Annotated in this window: 20 protein-coding genes; 2 read left to right on the forward strand and 18 right to left on the reverse strand. The window is 72.3% G+C overall.

Going from position 1 to position 14,773, the window contains the following annotated elements:
• Positions 1-103: 103 nt before the first annotated feature.
• The 4 genes from IEW03_RS14835 to rplM all read right to left on the reverse strand — a co-directional run bounded on the left by IEW03_RS14835 (position 104) and on the right by rplM (position 3,300).
• Positions 104-781 (reverse strand): peptide deformylase, encoded by a 678-nt coding sequence (locus IEW03_RS14835; RefSeq protein ID WP_188524479.1) that lies wholly within the window; start codon positions 779-781, stop codon positions 104-106.
• A 10-nt stretch (positions 782-791) separates the two neighbouring features.
• On the reverse strand, positions 792-2,156 hold the full coding sequence (gene glmM, locus IEW03_RS14840) for a phosphoglucosamine mutase (protein ID WP_188524569.1): 1,365 nt from the start codon (positions 2,154-2,156) through the stop codon (positions 792-794).
• 176 nt (positions 2,157-2,332) lie between these two features.
• Positions 2,333-2,818, reverse strand: a complete 486-nt coding sequence (gene rpsI / locus IEW03_RS14845; protein WP_188524480.1) for a 30S ribosomal protein S9 — start codon at positions 2,816-2,818, stop codon at positions 2,333-2,335.
• A 32-nt stretch (positions 2,819-2,850) separates the two neighbouring features.
• Positions 2,851-3,300, reverse strand: a complete 450-nt coding sequence (rplM, locus tag IEW03_RS14850) for a 50S ribosomal protein L13 (protein WP_188524481.1) — start codon at positions 3,298-3,300, stop codon at positions 2,851-2,853.
• Between the two features lie 256 nt (positions 3,301-3,556).
• Here rplM and IEW03_RS14855 point away from each other — a divergent pair, with 256 nt between their 5' ends.
• Complete coding sequence (locus IEW03_RS14855; protein ID WP_188524482.1) at positions 3,557-3,970, forward strand: DUF5709 domain-containing protein; 414 nt, start codon at positions 3,557-3,559, stop codon at positions 3,968-3,970.
• A 111-nt stretch (positions 3,971-4,081) separates the two neighbouring features.
• Here IEW03_RS14855 and truA read toward each other — a convergent pair whose 3' ends face one another.
• Positions 4,082-4,993 (reverse strand): tRNA pseudouridine(38-40) synthase TruA, encoded by a 912-nt coding sequence (gene truA / locus IEW03_RS14860; RefSeq protein ID WP_229738176.1) that lies wholly within the window; start codon positions 4,991-4,993, stop codon positions 4,082-4,084.
• A 28-nt stretch (positions 4,994-5,021) separates the two neighbouring features.
• Here truA and IEW03_RS14865 point away from each other — a divergent pair, with 28 nt between their 5' ends.
• Complete coding sequence (locus tag IEW03_RS14865) at positions 5,022-5,867, forward strand: ROK family protein (RefSeq protein ID WP_188524483.1); 846 nt, start codon at positions 5,022-5,024, stop codon at positions 5,865-5,867.
• Positions 5,868-5,893: 26 nt separating this feature from the next.
• On the opposite strand, the gene IEW03_RS14870 is transcribed toward IEW03_RS14865, so the two are convergent.
• The 13 genes from IEW03_RS14870 to rpsE form a co-directional block, all read right to left on the reverse strand.
• Complete coding sequence (locus IEW03_RS14870; protein ID WP_229738178.1) at positions 5,894-6,697, reverse strand: alpha/beta fold hydrolase; 804 nt, start codon at positions 6,695-6,697, stop codon at positions 5,894-5,896.
• Positions 6,698-6,786: 89 nt separating this feature from the next.
• Positions 6,787-7,317 (reverse strand): 50S ribosomal protein L17, encoded by a 531-nt coding sequence (rplQ, locus tag IEW03_RS14875; RefSeq protein WP_188524484.1) that lies wholly within the window; start codon positions 7,315-7,317, stop codon positions 6,787-6,789.
• A gap of 76 nt (positions 7,318-7,393) precedes the next feature.
• The gene (locus IEW03_RS14880; RefSeq protein ID WP_188524485.1) at positions 7,394-8,410 is read right to left on the reverse strand and encodes a DNA-directed RNA polymerase subunit alpha; all 1,017 of its coding nucleotides are present in this window, start codon (positions 8,408-8,410) and stop codon (positions 7,394-7,396) included.
• A gap of 148 nt (positions 8,411-8,558) precedes the next feature.
• Positions 8,559-8,966 carry a 30S ribosomal protein S11 gene (gene rpsK, locus IEW03_RS14885; RefSeq protein WP_188524486.1) on the reverse strand — a complete coding sequence of 136 codons (408 nt, stop codon included), beginning with the start codon at positions 8,964-8,966 and terminating at the stop codon, positions 8,559-8,561.
• Between the two features lie 71 nt (positions 8,967-9,037).
• Entirely contained in the window at positions 9,038-9,412 is a 375-nt protein-coding gene (gene rpsM / locus IEW03_RS14890; RefSeq protein WP_188524487.1) for a 30S ribosomal protein S13, read from the reverse strand.
• 176 nt (positions 9,413-9,588) lie between these two features.
• Positions 9,589-9,702: a 50S ribosomal protein L36 gene (rpmJ, locus tag IEW03_RS14895; protein ID WP_003956441.1), complete on the reverse strand. Its 114-nt coding sequence runs from the start codon at positions 9,700-9,702 to the stop codon at positions 9,589-9,591.
• Between the two features lie 70 nt (positions 9,703-9,772).
• On the reverse strand, positions 9,773-9,994 hold the full coding sequence (gene infA / locus IEW03_RS14900; protein WP_012877432.1) for a translation initiation factor IF-1: 222 nt from the start codon (positions 9,992-9,994) through the stop codon (positions 9,773-9,775).
• A gap of 256 nt (positions 9,995-10,250) precedes the next feature.
• Positions 10,251-11,147 carry a type I methionyl aminopeptidase gene (map, locus tag IEW03_RS14905; protein WP_188524488.1) on the reverse strand — a complete coding sequence of 299 codons (897 nt, stop codon included), beginning with the start codon at positions 11,145-11,147 and terminating at the stop codon, positions 10,251-10,253.
• Between the two features lie 14 nt (positions 11,148-11,161).
• Positions 11,162-11,719 carry an adenylate kinase gene (locus IEW03_RS14910; RefSeq protein WP_188524572.1) on the reverse strand — a complete coding sequence of 186 codons (558 nt, stop codon included), beginning with the start codon at positions 11,717-11,719 and terminating at the stop codon, positions 11,162-11,164.
• A 92-nt stretch (positions 11,720-11,811) separates the two neighbouring features.
• Positions 11,812-13,110: a preprotein translocase subunit SecY gene (secY, locus tag IEW03_RS14915; protein WP_188524489.1), complete on the reverse strand. Its 1,299-nt coding sequence runs from the start codon at positions 13,108-13,110 to the stop codon at positions 11,812-11,814.
• Between the two features lie 305 nt (positions 13,111-13,415).
• Positions 13,416-13,880: a 50S ribosomal protein L15 gene (gene rplO, locus IEW03_RS14920; protein ID WP_188524490.1), complete on the reverse strand. Its 465-nt coding sequence runs from the start codon at positions 13,878-13,880 to the stop codon at positions 13,416-13,418.
• A gap of 2 nt (positions 13,881-13,882) precedes the next feature.
• Complete coding sequence (gene rpmD / locus IEW03_RS14925) at positions 13,883-14,065, reverse strand: 50S ribosomal protein L30 (RefSeq protein ID WP_106267288.1); 183 nt, start codon at positions 14,063-14,065, stop codon at positions 13,883-13,885.
• Positions 14,065-14,733 (reverse strand): 30S ribosomal protein S5, encoded by a 669-nt coding sequence (gene rpsE, locus IEW03_RS14930; protein ID WP_188524491.1) that lies wholly within the window; start codon positions 14,731-14,733, stop codon positions 14,065-14,067. Before rpsE ends, rpmD begins: the two co-directional genes overlap by 1 nt.
• Between the last annotated feature and the right edge of the window lie 40 nt (positions 14,734-14,773).

Raw genomic sequence — 14,773 nt, forward strand, 5'->3', positions numbered from 1 at the left:
GACGCCGGACGGCGTCACGGCACCAGCCTAGGCAGAGGTGGCGCCCAGGAAGCATGGGGATTTCCCCCGGTTCCACCCTGAACCCGGAAGATTCACCCGGGGTTCACGAGTCGCCGCGCGCGACGGGCAGCGCGAAGCCCAGACCTGCCGCGGCGGGCGCCGGGTCCGGGCTCGCGGCCCAGTACCGCGCGAGGTTCTCGTTCGACGTCAGCGAGCGGGTCTCGGCGTGGTCGAGGTAGAGCTCGCCCGCCAGGTGGTCGGTCTCGTGCTGCACGATCCGCGCCGGCCAGCCGGTCAGCACCTCGTCGACGGGCTCCCCCGCCTCGTCGGTGCCCGTGAGCCGCACGCGCCGGTGCCGCGCGACGACCGCCGACCAGCCGGCGACCGACAGGCACCCCTCGAAGAACGCGACACGCTCCGCCCCTGCGCCCCCGCCGGCTGGGCCGGGCAGCGGCTCGTAGCGGGGGTTGACCAGCACCCGGAACGGCACCGCGGTCCGCTCCCGCGGGTCGTCGTCCACCGTCCCGGCGTCCTCGACCACGGCGATCGCCAGGGAGATGCCCACCTGCGGCGCCGCGAGCCCGACCCCGGGCGCGGCGCGCATGGTCCGGCGCATCGCCTCCACCAGCCGGGGCAGGAGGTCGCCGAGCTGACCGTCGTAGCGGGCGGCGGGCGCGCGCAGCACGGGCGCGCCGGCCTGGACGATCGGCAGGACGCCCTCGGACCGCTCGTCGGCCCGGTCCAGCAGGTCCGCCACGGCGGCCCGCAGCGCGTCGCTCACCGGCCGGCGCTCACAGCGCGAGGCGGTCGCGCACCACCGCCGCGAGCGTGTCGGCGACGCCGTCGGCCTGCGTCTGGGTGGAGGCCTCCACCATGACGCGCACCACGGGCTCGGTGCCCGACGGGCGCAGCAGCACCCGGCCGGTCTCGCCGAGCAGCGCCTCCGCGTTCGCGACCGCCGTGAGCACGCCCTCGTCGTCGCCGGCGCGGGCCTTGTCGACGCCCTTGACGTTGAGGAGCGTCTGCGGCAGCCGGGGGACGTCGCCCGCGAGGTCGGCGAGGCGGCGGCCGGTGGACTTCACGCGTGCCGCCAGGTGCAGGGCCGTGAGGACGCCGTCGCCGGTGGTGGCGTGGTCGGACAGGATGATGTGGCCGGACTGCTCCCCGCCGAGCCCGTAGCCGTGGGCGCGCATCTCCTCCAGCACGTACCGGTCCCCCACCCCGGTCTGCACGGTGGAGATGCCGGCCTCGCGCATCGCGAGCAGGAGCCCGAGGTTGCTCATCACGGTCACGACGAGCGTGTCGCCGGGCAGGCGCCCCTCGTCGTGGAGCGACCGGGCCAGGATCCCGAGGATCTGGTCGCCGTCGACGAGCGCGCCCCCGTGGTCCACCGCGAGACAGCGGTCCGCGTCGCCGTCGAACGCGACGCCGAAGTCGGCCTCGGCCGCGACGACCACGGCCTGCAGCTGCTCGGGGTGCGTGGAGCCGGCCTTCTCGTTGATGTTGCGCCCGTCGGGGCTGGCGTTGATGACGACGACGTCGGCGCCGGCCTCGCGCAGCGCGTCGGGACCCACCTGGCTGGCGGCGCCGTTGGCGGCGTCCACGGCGATCCGCAGGCCCTCCAGCGGGCGGGTGTCGGGCGTCGTGCCGACGCTGGCCACGAGGTGCTCGACGTACTGCTGCGCGGCGATGCCCGTGTCGGAGCGCATGCGCCCGACGTCGGCACCGACGGGCAGCTCCCACTCGCGCCCGAGGCACTTCTCGATCTCGTCCTCGACGGTGTCGGGCAGCTTGAAGCCGCCACGGGCGAAGAACTTGATGCCGTTGTCGGGCATCGGGTTGTGCGACGCGGAGATCATGACGCCGAGATCCATGTCCATGGCCCCGACCAGGTGTGCCAGCGCCGGGGTCGGCAGGACGCCGAGGTCGACCACGTCGACGCCGGAGCTCGCGAGCCCGGCGGCCACGGCGGCGGACAGGAACTCGCCCGACGCGCGGGGGTCGCGCCCCACCACGGCACGAGGACGGTGCCCCGCGAACTCGCCCGAGGCCCCCAGCACGTGCGCGGCCGCGCCGCCCAGCTGGAGCGCCAGCTCTGCGGTCACGTCCCGGTTCGCCAGGCCACGGACCCCGTCCGTGCCGAACAGTCGCACGATGTCTTCCTCCTCAGGACCGGCTGCCGGCGGGCTTCCCCCGCCGGCGGTGCGTCCCGCCACGGCCGGCGCACCGGTCGATCGTAGCGGGACGGACGAACGGCCCCGCCGGATCTCTCCGACGGGGCCGTCCGGTGCTGCACGTCGCACTGCCGATCGTTCGGCAGGGCGACGGTGGATCAGCGCTTCGAGTACTGCGGCGCCTTGCGGGCCTTCTTGAGACCGGCCTTCTTGGACTCCACGGCACGCGGGTCGCGGGTCAGGAAGCCCGCCTTCTTCAGCGCGGGGCGGTTCGCCTCGGTGTCGATGGCGTTGAGCGCGCGGGCGATGCCCAGGCGCAGCGCACCGGCCTGGCCCGAGGGGCCACCGCCGGCAATGCGGGCGATGACGTCGAAACGGCCCTCGACCTCGACGAGCTTCAGCGGGTCGTTGACCAGCTGCTGGTGCACCTTGTTCGGGAAGTAGTCCTCGAGGGTGCGACCGTTGATCTTCCACTGCCCGGTGCCGGGGACGAGGCGCACGCGCGCCACGGCCTCCTTGCGGCGGCCGACGGCCTGGCCCGGAGCGGTGATGGACTGGCCGCCGTCCGCGACGGGCGCGGCGGTCTCGGTGGTGTAAGAGCTGGGCGTGTTGTCCAGCTCGGTGTCGACGGTGGTCTCTGCCACTGTGATTCCTTCGCTTTGCATCCGGCAGCGGCTCAGGCCTGCTGCGAAACCTGGGTGATCTCGAACGGCTGGGGCTGCTGCGCCGCGTGGGGGTGCTCGGAGCCTCGGTAGACCTTGAGCTTGTCGAGCTGGGCGCGGCCGAGCGAGGTCTTGGGGAGCATGCCGTTGACGGCCTTCTCCACGGCCCGCTCCGGGTTCTTCTCGAGGAGCTCGCCGTAGTTGACCGAGCGCAGACCGCCCGGGTAGCCCGAGTGGCGGTAGGCCAGCTTGGTCTCGCGCTTGTTGCCGCTCAGGGCGACCTTGTCCGCGTTGATGACGATGACGAAGTCACCGCCGTCGACGTGCGGAGCAAAGGTCGGCTTGTGCTTCCCGCGCAGGAGCGTGGCGACCTGGCTCGCCAGGCGGCCCAGGACGACGTCGGTAGCGTCGACGACGTACCAGTCGCGCTGGACCTCGCCGGGCTTGGGGGTGTAAGTACGCACGGTTGCGTCACCTTTTCGTGTTCGTGGTCGTCGGGCCGAAGCGTTGCCCGATGAGACAGGTGTTGTGCGCGGGTGCTCCATGATGGCGTCCTGGCCAGGGCGAGGTCGGTGCGAGTGGGCGCGCTGACGACGCGGGACGCCGGAGTCAAAGCACAACGGCTGTCAAGTCTAGCGACCGCGACGCCGCGGAGCAAAGCGGCGTCCGCCACACGGCGCCGCGGGTGCGGGCGCCGACCCTCCGTTGCACCGTGGAGAGATGACGGACGAGACACCGGGCACCACACCGAACCCGCTCACCGGCGCGGAGGGCGACGAGGACCAGCTCCCCGAGGAGGACACCCTGCTCGACCCCGAGCTCACGGACAAGCTCGACGAGGGGTACTCGCCGCTCGAGCGGCCGCGCTCCAACCACTGGGGCGAGACGGCGTGGGAGGAGTCCGCCGGTGAGCCCTTCGACCGCCGGCTGCGCGAGGAGGAGCCGGACGTCTGGGAGTCCGACCCGCTCGACCGCCCCGACACCAGCCGCGCCGGCCGCCTGGTGGCCGACGACGAGGCAGACCCCGGCGAGGACGGGGACCGGGACAACGACGTCTACGGCGAGGACGCCGGCATCGACGGCGCGGGGGCCAGCGCCGAGGAGGCCGCCGTGCACTGGGTCGACGAGCCCTGAGGCGGAGCACAGCGGAGGGTGCGGGCCGAGGAACGAGGCACTCGCCCGTAGCGGAGCGCAGCCTCAGGGCGATCGAAGGAACGAGCCCTGAGGCCCCGGGACCCCGCCGGGTCAGCCGGCGGGGTCCCGGTCGACCTCGTCCGCGCGGCGCCGGGCACGGATCCGCTCGGCACGGTCGGCGAGCCCGGCGTCGTCGGGGTACGCGACCTCCTCGAGCACCAGGCCCCGCGCCGCGACCACGGCCGCGGCGGCGGACCGCGAGCGCCCCGCGAGCACCTCGGCGGGGTCGGACTCCGCCCGCCGCCCCTCGCCCACGGCGATCGACATCCCGACCAGCGCGCGCACCATCGAGTGACAGAAGGCGTCGGCCTGGACCGTCGCGACCACCAGGCCCTCGTCGGGGCCCGCCGTGGGGCGCTCCCAGGACAGCCGGGTGAGCTCGCGGATCGTCGTGGCGCCCTCCCGCGGCCTGCAGAAGGCCGCGAAGTCGTGCAGCCCGACGAGCGGCTGCACCGCACGGTGCATCGCGTCGACGTCGAGCGGCCGGCGGTGCCACAGCACCCAGTCCCGTCGCAACGGGTCGCGCAGGCCGGGAGCGTCGGCGATCCGGTACGCGTACCGGCGGTGGAGCGCGGAGAACCGGGCGTCGAAGCCGTCGGGGGCCGCGCTCGCGCGATGCACCACGACGTCGGGCGGCAGGACGCCGGCGAGGCGGTCCGCGAGCGCTTCGCCCGGCGCACGGTCCGACCGCCCGGGCATGGCGGCCCAGCGGTCGGCAGGGACGTCGACGTGCGCCACCTGGCCACGCGCGTGCACCCCGGCGTCGGTGCGCCCGGCGACGGTGAGCCGCGGCCGGGGCAGGCCCAGCGGCCCGGTGCGCAGCACGGTCGCCAGGGCGTCCTCGAGCACGCCCTGCACGGTCCGCAGCCGCGGTTGCGCGGCCCAGCCCGCGAACCGGGTGCCGTCGTACGCCAGGTCGAGCCGGACCCGCAGGGAGCCGTCCGGGGGTGTCGTGGTGCTCACCGCCCCATTGTGGCCGGATGATGGCTGGATGCCCGACCCACGACCCGTGACCCGGCCCGCCCCGCACACCGGCGACTCCCCACGCCCTCGGACGGCGGCCGAGCCCGACAGCCCGCCGCACGCCGTCCTCACCCTCGCCGTCGACTGCGGCGGCGGGGGGATCAAGGCGAACGTGCTCGACGCCGCCGGCACCGCGCACGCCGCGCCGGTGCGCGTGCCGACCCCCTATCCCCTGCCGCCGTCCCTGCTGGTGGACACGGTCGCGCAGATCGCCGGCTCGCTGCCTCCGGCCGACCGGGTCGCGCTGGGCATGCCGGGGATGGTCCGCCACGGGGTCGTCGTGCACACGCCCCACTACGTCACCCGCGCGGGCCCGAGGACGCGGGTGCTGCCCGAGCTCGTGGACGCGTGGGCGAGCTTCGACGTGCGGGGCGCGCTCGCGGCCCGGCTCGGCATGCCTGCGCTGGTGCTCAACGACGCGGAGATGCACGGCGCCGGGGTCATCGCCGGGTCCGGCGTGGAGCTCGTGCTCACCCTCGGCACCGGGCTGGGCTCCGCCCTGTTCGACGGCGGCCGCCTCGCGCCGCACCTCGAGTGGTCGCGCGCCCCGGTGCGCCGCGGCGCCTCCTACGACCAGTACATCGGCGAGCCGGAGCGCAGGCGCCTCGGTGACGGGCTGTGGTCGCGCCGCGTCGTGACCATGATCGACGGCCTGCGACCCGTGTTCTGGTGGGACCGGCTCTACCTGGGCGGGGGGAACTCCCGGCGCGTGACGCCACCGGCCCTGGCGCGGCTGGGCGACGACGTCGTCGTGGTCCCGAACTCGGCTGCGCTGGTCGGCGGCGCCCGGGCGTGGGACCTGCCGCTCGACTGAGGCGGAGGTGCAGCGGAACCGCAGACTCAGGCGACAGGCAGCTCGACTGCGGCCACGGCCTCGAGCAGCGTGCGGGTGAACGTCACGGGGGCATCGAGGCTGACCAGGTGCCGCGCCCCGGGGACGACGACGAGCCTCGCCGTCGCCCCGCCCGCGCGCACGGCGTCGAGCATCGCACGCTCCGACCCGCGGAAGTGGTCGTACCGGCCGTTGACGAACCACATCGGGCCGGAGCCCGTCCGGAGTGCGGCGAGCGTGTCGATGCGGGCGACCTCGCCGAGCACCTGCGCCATGGAGGTCAGCGCGAACCCGCCGGCGCCGAGGTCGTCGGCGCCCTCGGTCGTGAGCAGGAGCCGCACGAAGGTGTCGTTCAGCCACGCCCCGTGGTCGGGCCAGCCCTCGATCCAGCGGGCGAGCCGCAACCACGCCGGGCGCAGCGGCGACGACGTCGGCGTGCTGCAGGCGGCCGCCACGACGCCGGCGCACTCGGCGGGGTGCCGGGCCCGGTGCTCGATCGCGAGATAGCCGCCCAGGGACAGCCCCGCCACCAGGGCCCGGCCCCCGAGGGCGTGGACGCCGTCGCGCACCGCGTCCACGGCGCCGTCCAGCGTGAACGGTTCCGCGCGGCGCTCGCCGTGCCCCGGAAGGTCCACCGCCACGGCCGCGACGCCCGCCGCCCCGAGCGAGGACAGCTGCCTGCGCCACATCGTGCGTGACGTGCGCGACCCGTGGACCAGGACGACGGGCGGCGGCGCGGGCGGACGCCGTCGCCCGCCCTCCCGCGCGCGTGCGTTCGGCATGGTCACGGCGTCCGTGGTCCCGGCCTGCATGGTCCCACCGTAGGAACGAGAGAGCCCCGCGCCACCGGAGGGTGGTGCGGGGCTCGCTCGTCGGTCGCTCGAGGCGCGGGAGCCGGAGGTCAGGCCTCCTTGGTCTCCTCGGTCGCGTCGTCGGCCTTGGCCTCGGCCGGAGCCTCGGTCGCCTCGTCGGCGGGGGCCTCGGTGGTCTCCTCGACCGGCTCCTCGGCCTTCTTCGGCGCAGCCTTCTCGGCGGCCTTCGTGGCCTCCTTGACGACGGCCTGCTTGGGGCTGACCGGCTCGGTCACGAGCTCGATGACCGCCATGGGCGCGTTGTCGCCCTTACGGTTGCCGACCTTGGTGATACGCGTGTAGCCACCGTTGCGCTCGGCCATGGCCGGGGCGATCTCGGTGAACAGCGTGTGCACCACGGACTTGTCGCGGATGACGGTCAGCACGCGACGACGCGCGTGCAGGTCGCCGCGCTTCGCGAACGTGATGAGGCGCTCAGCCAGGGGGCGCAGGCGCTTGGCCTTCGTCTCCGTGGTGGTGATGCGGCCGTGCTCGAAGAGCGCCGTCGACAGGTTCGCGAGGATCAGTCGCTCGTGCGCCGGGCCGCCGCCGAGACGCGGACCCTTGGTGGGGGTAGGCATTTCTGGTTCTCCTTGAGGGTGGTTCCGCGCCGCGCGGCCCAGTCAGGCTGAGCGGGCCGCTGCGGGCGCGGAGGCGTCAGTACGACTGCTCGTCGGGGTACGCCGACCCGTCGTCCGAACCGCTGAAGTACGCGGCGCCGGACGGGTCGAAGTCGAGCGGCGAGTCCTTGAGGGCCAGGCCGAGCTCGGCGAGCTTCTCCTTGACCTCGTTGATGGACTTCGCACCGAAGTTGCGGATGTCGAGCAGGTCGGCCTCGCTGCGCGCCACGAGCTCACCCACCTGGTGGATGCCCTCGCGCTTGAGGCAGTTGTACGACCGGATCGTGAGGTTGAGCTCCTCGATCGGCAGCGCCAGGTCCGCGGCCAGCGCGGTGTCCGTCGGCGACGGACCGATCTCGATGCCCTCGGCCTCGACGTTCAGCTCGCGGGCGAGACCGAACAACTCGACGAGCGTCTTGCCGGCGGAGGCGAGCGCGTCGCGCGGCGCGATGGCCGGCTTCGACTCGACGTCGACGATCAGCTTGTCGAAGTCCGTGCGCTGCTCGACACGGGTGGCCTCGACCTTGTAGGTGACCTTGAGGACCGGCGAGTAGATCGAGTCGACCGGGATGCGGCCGATCTCGGCCTCGTCCGACTTGTTCTGCGCGGCGGACACGTAGCCACGCCCACGCTCGACGGTCAGCTCGATCTCGAGCTTGCCCTTGTCGTTGAGCGTGGCGATGTGCAGGTCGGGGTTGTGCACCTCGACGCCCGCCGGCGGGACGATGTCCGCGGCGGTGACCACGCCCGCGCCCGTCTTGCGCAGGTACATCACGACCGGCTCGTCGTTCTCGGAGGAGACGACGAGGTTCTTGATGTTGAGGATGACCTCGGTGACGTCCTCCTTGACGCCCGGCACGGTGGAGAACTCGTGCAGGACGCCGTCGATGCGGATGGAGGTGACGGCCGCACCGGGGATGGACGACAGGAGCGTCCGGCGCAGGGAGTTGCCGAGGGTGTAGCCGAAGCCAGGCTCGAGCGGCTCGATGGAGAAGCGCGAACGGTGCTCCGAGATGACCTCTTCGGTCAGGGTGGGGCGCTGTGCGATCAGCACTGTGAAGGTCCTTTCAGTGTGCGTCCGCCATATGACGCATCACGGATCCGCGATCACTACTCGCGGCCCGGGGCGGGCTTCGGTCCACCCGCCCGGGCAGACTGCGGCGTCGTGGCGCCCGGTGCCGGGCGCCACGACGTCGGGAGGGTCAGACGCGGCGACGCTTCGGGGGGCGGCAGCCGTTGTGCGCCTGGGGCGTCACGTCCTGGATCGAGCCGACCTCGAGGCCGGTCGCCTGCAGGGAGCGGATGGCGGTCTCACGACCGGAACCCGGGCCCTTGACGAAGACGTCGACCTTCTTCACGCCGTGCTCCTGGGCACGGCGGGCCGCCGACTCGGCGGCGAGCTGGGCGGCGTACGGGGTCGACTTGCGCGAGCCCTTGAAGCCGACGTGGCCGGCCGAGGCCCACGAGATCACGGCGCCCGAGGGGTCGGTGATCGAGACGATCGTGTTGTTGAAGGTGCTCTTGATGTGCGCCTGGCCGAGCGGGACGTTCTTCTTGTCCTTGCGGCGCGGCTTGCGCGAAGCAGCCGTGGCACGAGTCTTGGGAGGCATGTGCTCGTTCTCTCCTGGTCTGAGGTCGTCGGACCGGGGCGGGCGCTAGCCCGCCTTCCGGACTGCTGGCGTCAGCGGGACTTCTTCTTGCCCGCGACGGTGCGCTTCGGGCCCTTGCGGGTGCGCGCGTTGGTCTTGGTGCGCTGGCCACGCACGGGGAGCCCGCGACGGTGACGCAGACCCTGGTAGGTGCCGATCTCGACCTTGCGGCGGATGTCGGCGGCGACCTCACGGCGGAGGTCACCCTCGAGCTGGAAGTTGCCCTCCAGGTAGTCGCGCAGCGCGACGAGCTCGGCGTCGCCGAGGTCCTTGACGCGCAGGTCCGGGCTGACCCCGGTCGCCGCCAGCGTCTGCTGGGCGCGGGTACGGCCGACGCCGTAGATGTAGGTGAGCGCAACCTCGAGCCGCTTCTCGCGGGGGAGGTCAACGCCGATAAGACGTGCCATGTGCCTTCCGGCTCCTGTACTTCGTCCAGAGGTCTGGAGCACCATCTCCCCGCGACGACCGCGGGCCCCGGCCCCTGGACCGAGGGTTCCCCCGCCCCCGCAGAGGGGTCGGGTTCGTGGTGGTGCACTGCTGGCGACGGCGAGCCGTCACCGGGTCGATCTCGTGATCGGGGCGATCAGCCCTGGCGCTGCTTGTGGCGCAGGTTGTCGCAGATCACCATGACGCGACCGTGCCGGCGGATCACCTTGCACTTGTCGCAGATCTTCTTGACGCTCGGCTTGACCTTCATCAGTGTTCCTCCGCCGCCGCGCGCACGCCGGCCGGTGCCGGCGCCACGACGGCGCTCGATGGGGTGGTGGTTACTTGTAGCGGTAGACGATCCGGCCGCGGGACAGGTCGTACGGGCTGAGCTCGACCACGACCCGGTCCTCGGGAAGGATCCGGATGTAGTGCTGACGCATCTTGCCCGAGATGTGAGCGAGGACCTTGTGACCGTTGGCCAGCTCCACGCGGAACATCGCGTTCGGCAGGGCTTCGATCACGCTGCCCTCGATCTCGATGACGCCGTCCTTCTTTGCCATGTCCTCCGCTAACTCTCGTCTGGTCCCGGGCACCCGCCAACAACGCGCGGGAGGCTCGGATGTCGTGCGTGCCGCCTGCTCACCCTCGGCCTCGCCCACCGGCACGGAGCCGGACGAACTCTGGGCTGCATCGAGGAACTGCCGAACGGACTACACCCGACAGAACATCGTACTCCATCGCACCAGCAGGTGCGACCGGCGTCCGTGTGCGCCCGGACACCTCCGTCCGCGGCCCCGCCGGGCCGCGGACGGCGCTTCAGTCGTCCAGCGCGACGGGCGTCACGCCGAACGGCGCGAGCCCCGCGCGACCGCCGTCCTGCGCGGTCAGCACGCTGATCCCCGCGTCGGTGATCGCGACGCTGTGCTCCCAGTGGGCGGCACGCGACCCGTCGGAGGTCACGACCGTCCAGTCGTCCTCCAGGACCCGCGTCGCCCCGCTGCCCGACGTGACCATCGGCTCCACGGCCAGGCACATCCCCGTCCGCAGACGGGGCCCGCGGTCGGAGGTGCGGAAGTTCACGACGTCCGGCGGCTGGTGCATCGCGGAGCCGATCCCGTGGCCGACGTACTCCTCCACGATGCCGTACTCCACGCCCTCGGCGTCACCCGCCAGCTCGACCGCCGTCTCCACCGCCGCACCGACAGCGCCCAGCCTGCCGCCGTCGGCCGCGAGGGCGGCGATGCCGGCCCACATCGCGGTGCGCGTGGCCCGGGCCAGCGCCACGTCGGGCGCATGCCCGCCCGTGCCGTCCTGCTCCCCCCGCACGAACCCGTCGAGGTCGATCGGCCCGGTGGGACCGAGCACCATCGTCATGGCGGAGTCCCCGTGCCAGCCGTCGACGACGGCCCCGCAGTCGATGGACACGACGTCCCCGACCTCGAGCACACGGTCGGAGGGGATGCCGTGGATGACCTCGTCGTTGACCGACGCGCACAGGGTCGCGGGGTACCCGTGGTAGCCGAGGAAGTTCGGGGTCGCCCCCGCCTCGGCGATGACGCGGGCGGCCACGGCGTCCAGGTCCGCCGTCGTCACGCCAGGACGGGCGGCGTCACGCACGGCCGCGAGGGCGCGCGCGACGACGAGCCCCGCGCGACGCATCACACGGATCTGGTCGAGCGTCTTGATCTCGACACGCTCGCGGGAGAAGAACACGCCTGCGGTGCCCCTCAGCCCAGCTCCGACGCCAGCGCCTGGACGACCCGCTCGGTGACCTCGTCGATCTCCCCGATGCCGTCGACCTTGGCCAGCAGGCCCCGCTCGGCGTAGGCGGCCGTCAGCGGCGCGGTCTGCTCGTCGTAGATGTCGAGCCGGCGCGCGATCGCCTCCGGCGTGTCGTCCTCACGGCCCTCGAGCTCGGCGCGCTTGGTGATCCGGGCCAGCAGCTCGTCCCGATCGGCCGTGAGCTCCACGACGCCGTCCAGCTGCCAGCCGAGGTCGGCGAGGATGCCGTCGAGCGCCTCGACCTGGTGGGCGTTGCGCGGGTAACCGTCCAGCAGGAACCCGCCGCTGACGTCGTCCTCGCCCAGGCGCGAGCGCACCATGGCGTCCGTGACCTCGTCGGGCACGAGCTCGCCCTTGGCGGTGTACTCCTGGGCGAGGCGGCCGAGCTCGGTGCCGCCCTTGATGTTGGCGCGGAAGATGTCGCCCGTGGAGATCGCCGGGATCTCGAAGAGCTCGGCGAGACGCGCAGCCTGCGTGCCCTTGCCCGCGCCCTGCGGCCCCATGATCACCAGGCGGGTGACACGGGCCTCGGAGCTCGGGGCGCCGTGCAGCTCACGGCGGGTGGTCGGGGCGCTCGCGCCCCCGTTCGTCTCGGTCAACGGAGGAACCCTTCGTAATGACGCTGCTGGAGCTGGGAGTCGATCTGCTTCACGGTCTCCAGACCGACACCGACGATGATGAGGATCGACGTGCCGCCGAACGGGATGTTCGTGGTCACGCCGAGCATGACGAGCACGATCGTCGGGATGAGCGCGACGATCGCGAGGTACACGGAGCCGGCTGCCGTGATGCGGGTGATCACGTAGTCCAGGTACTCCGCGGTGGGCCGCCCGGCACGGATGCCCGGGATGAACCCGCCGTACTTCTTCATGTTGTCCGCGACCTCGTCCGGGTTGAACGTGATCGACGTGTAGAAGAAGGCGAAGAAGATGACCATCACGACGTACAGCGCGATGTACAGCGGGTCGTCCTGCTGGACCAGGTTGTTGGAGATCCACACCACCCAGTCCGCGGTCTGGTCGCCGAACTGGGCGAGCAGGCCCGGGATCGCAAGGATCGACGCCGCGAAGATGACCGGGATGACGCCGGCCATGTTGATCTTGATCGGGATGTAGGTGCTCGTCCCGCCGTACATGCGGCGGCCCACCATGCGCTTGGCGTACTGGACCGGGATGCGGCGCTGGGACTGCTCGACGAAGACGACGAGCCCCACGACGAGCACGATCACCAGGATCATGATGATGAAGTTCAGCGGACCGTTGGCGCCGCCCGCGATCGACCACAGGGCCGACGGGAAGCTCGCCGCGATCGACGTGAAGATGAGCAGCGACATGCCGTTGCCGACGCCGCGCTCGGTGATCATCTCGCCGAGCCACATGACCAGGCCGGTGCCCGCGGTCATCGTGATCACCATGAGCGTCGCCGTCATGAAGCTGTCGTCGGCGATGACGTCCACCGGGCAGCCGGGGAACAGCATCCCCGTGCGCGCCGTCGTGATGATCGTGGTCGACTGCAGGATCGCCAGGGCGATCGTGAGGTACCGCGTGTACTGGGTGAGCTTCGACTGACCCGACTGGCCCTCCTTGTGCAGGGCCTCGAAACGTGGGATCACGACGCGCAGCAGCTGCACGATGATGCTCGCGGTGATGTACGGCATGATGCCGAGCGCGAAGATCGACAGCTGCAGGAGCGCCCCGCCGCTGAAGACGTTGACGAGGCCGAGCAGCGACGTGCTGCCCTCGAGCACCGCCACGCACTGCTGGACGTTGCCGTAGTCGACGCCTGGGGTCGGCACGAGCGACCCCACACGGAAGAGCGCCATGATCGCGATCGTGAACAGCAGCTTGCGCCGCAGGTCCGGTGTCCGGAAAGCCCGGCCGAATGCGCTGAGCACCTATCCTCCTGGCCCGCCGCGGCGGGTGGTCGTGTCGCCGGTCTCCCGGCGAGGTGTGACGCGAGACGCGCCCGGACCCTGGGGCCCCGTCGCCGTCGCGCCGACTCGGTCGTGGGTCCGGCCGGACGTCCCGGCGAGCGTCGCACGCCCGCCTGTCGGGCGCGCGACGCGGACCGTGACGGATTCTACGTGCCCCCGACGCGTGATCCGGACCACACGCCGCGAGTGCGGCCGCGCGGTACGCCGTCGGTCGGGAGCACACAGGGCCGGCAGCGCGTGCGCGCTACCGGCCCTGCGACAGGACGTCAGTCCTCGGAGACCGAGCCGCCGGCCGCCAGGATCTTGTCCTTGGCGGAGCCGGACAGCGCGTCGACCGCGACGTCCAGCTTGACGGTGATCTCCCCCGTGCCGAGCACCTTCACCGGCTGACCCTTGCGGACCGCGCCCTTGGCGACGAGGTCCTCGACGGTGACGGAGCCACCCTCGGGGTACAGCGAGGCGAGCTTGTCCAGGTTCACGACCTGGTACTCGACGCGGAACGGGTTGGTGAACCCACGCAGCTTCGGGAGGCGCATGTGCAGAGGCATCTGCCCGCCCTCGAAGCCCGCGGGGACCTGGTAACGAGCCTTCGTACCCTTGGTACCGCGGCCCGCCGTCTTGCCCTTCGACGCCTCGCCTCGACCCACGCGGGTCTTGGCGGTCTTGGCGCCGGGAGCCGGACGCAGGTGGTGCATCTTGAGAGGCTGCGCCTTCTCGGTGTTGTCGGCCATAATCACTCGACCTCCTCGACGGTGACGAGATGCGCCACCGTGGTGACCATGCCGCGGATCTCCGGGCGGTCCTCCTTCACGGCGGTGTCGCCGATCCGCTTGAGGCCGAGGGTCCGCAGCGTGTCACGCTGGTTCTGCTTGCCGCCGATGGCGGACTTGACCTGGGTGACCTTGAGCCTGGCCATCACGCACCCACCTTCTCGCCGGACTTCTCCGCCTTGGCGGCGAGGCCCGCGGCCTGGGCACGAAGGAGCGGGGCCGGAGCCACGTCCTCGAGCGGCAGGCCACGACGCGCGGCCACGGCGGCCGGCTCCTCGAGGCCCTTGAGGGCCGCGACGGTGGCACGCACGATGTTCAGCGCGTTCACCGAGCCGAGCGACTTGCTCAGCACGTCGTGGATACCGGCGCACTCCAGCACGGCGCGCACCGGACCACCGGCGATCACACCGGTACCCGGCGACGCCGGACGCAGGAACACGACGCCGGCGGCGTCCTCACCCGTGATGGGGTGCGGGATGGTGCCCTGGATGCGAGGGACGCGGAAGAAGTTCTTCTTCGCCTCCTCGACGCCCTTGGCGATCGCCGCGGGCACCTCCTTGGCCTTGCCGTAGCCGACACCCACGGTGCCGTCGCCGTCGCCCACCACGACCAGCGCGGTGAAGCTGAAGCGGCGACCACCCTTGACGACCTTCGAGACGCGGTTGATCGTGACCACGCGCTCGACGAAGGCGTTCTTGTCGGCCGCGTCGCCGCGGCCGCCGCGCCGGTCGTCGCGACGGCCGCCGCGGCGACCGTCGCCCTTGTTGGACTCGTTGGCGCCCTGGGGGGCGCCGGTGCGCTGCCCTGCAGCCATCAGAGGATCCTCATCTTCCGTGCGAAATCGCGGACGTCGG

Source organism: Isoptericola cucumis (assembly GCF_014635665.1).
GTDB classification, from domain to species: domain Bacteria; phylum Actinomycetota; class Actinomycetes; order Actinomycetales; family Cellulomonadaceae; genus Isoptericola; species Isoptericola cucumis.

Coding starts and splice junctions, on each gene's coding strand:
- IEW03_RS14855 (WP_188524482.1), top strand. CDS start 3,557: ATGACGGACGAGACACCGGGCACCACACCGAACCCGCTCACCGGCGCG.
- IEW03_RS14865 (WP_188524483.1), top strand. CDS start 5,022: ATGCCCGACCCACGACCCGTGACCCGGCCCGCCCCGCACACCGGCGAC.
- IEW03_RS14870 (WP_229738178.1), bottom strand. CDS start 6,697: ATGCAGGCCGGGACCACGGACGCCGTGACCATGCCGAACGCACGCGCG.
- rplQ (WP_188524484.1), bottom strand. CDS start 7,317: ATGCCTACCCCCACCAAGGGTCCGCGTCTCGGCGGCGGCCCGGCGCAC.
- rpsK (WP_188524486.1), bottom strand. CDS start 8,966: ATGCCTCCCAAGACTCGTGCCACGGCTGCTTCGCGCAAGCCGCGCCGC.
- rpsM (WP_188524487.1), bottom strand. CDS start 9,412: ATGGCACGTCTTATCGGCGTTGACCTCCCCCGCGAGAAGCGGCTCGAG.
- rpmJ (WP_003956441.1), bottom strand. CDS start 9,702: ATGAAGGTCAAGCCGAGCGTCAAGAAGATCTGCGACAAGTGCAAGGTG.
- infA (WP_012877432.1), bottom strand. CDS start 9,994: ATGGCAAAGAAGGACGGCGTCATCGAGATCGAGGGCAGCGTGATCGAA.
- IEW03_RS14910 (WP_188524572.1), bottom strand. CDS start 11,719: ATGGGGCCGCAGGGCGCGGGCAAGGGCACGCAGGCTGCGCGTCTCGCC.
- rplO (WP_188524490.1), bottom strand. CDS start 13,880: ATGGCCGACAACACCGAGAAGGCGCAGCCTCTCAAGATGCACCACCTG.
- rpmD (WP_106267288.1), bottom strand. CDS start 14,065: ATGGCCAGGCTCAAGGTCACCCAGGTCAAGTCCGCCATCGGCGGCAAG.
- rpsE (WP_188524491.1), bottom strand. CDS start 14,733: ATGGCTGCAGGGCAGCGCACCGGCGCCCCCCAGGGCGCCAACGAGTCC.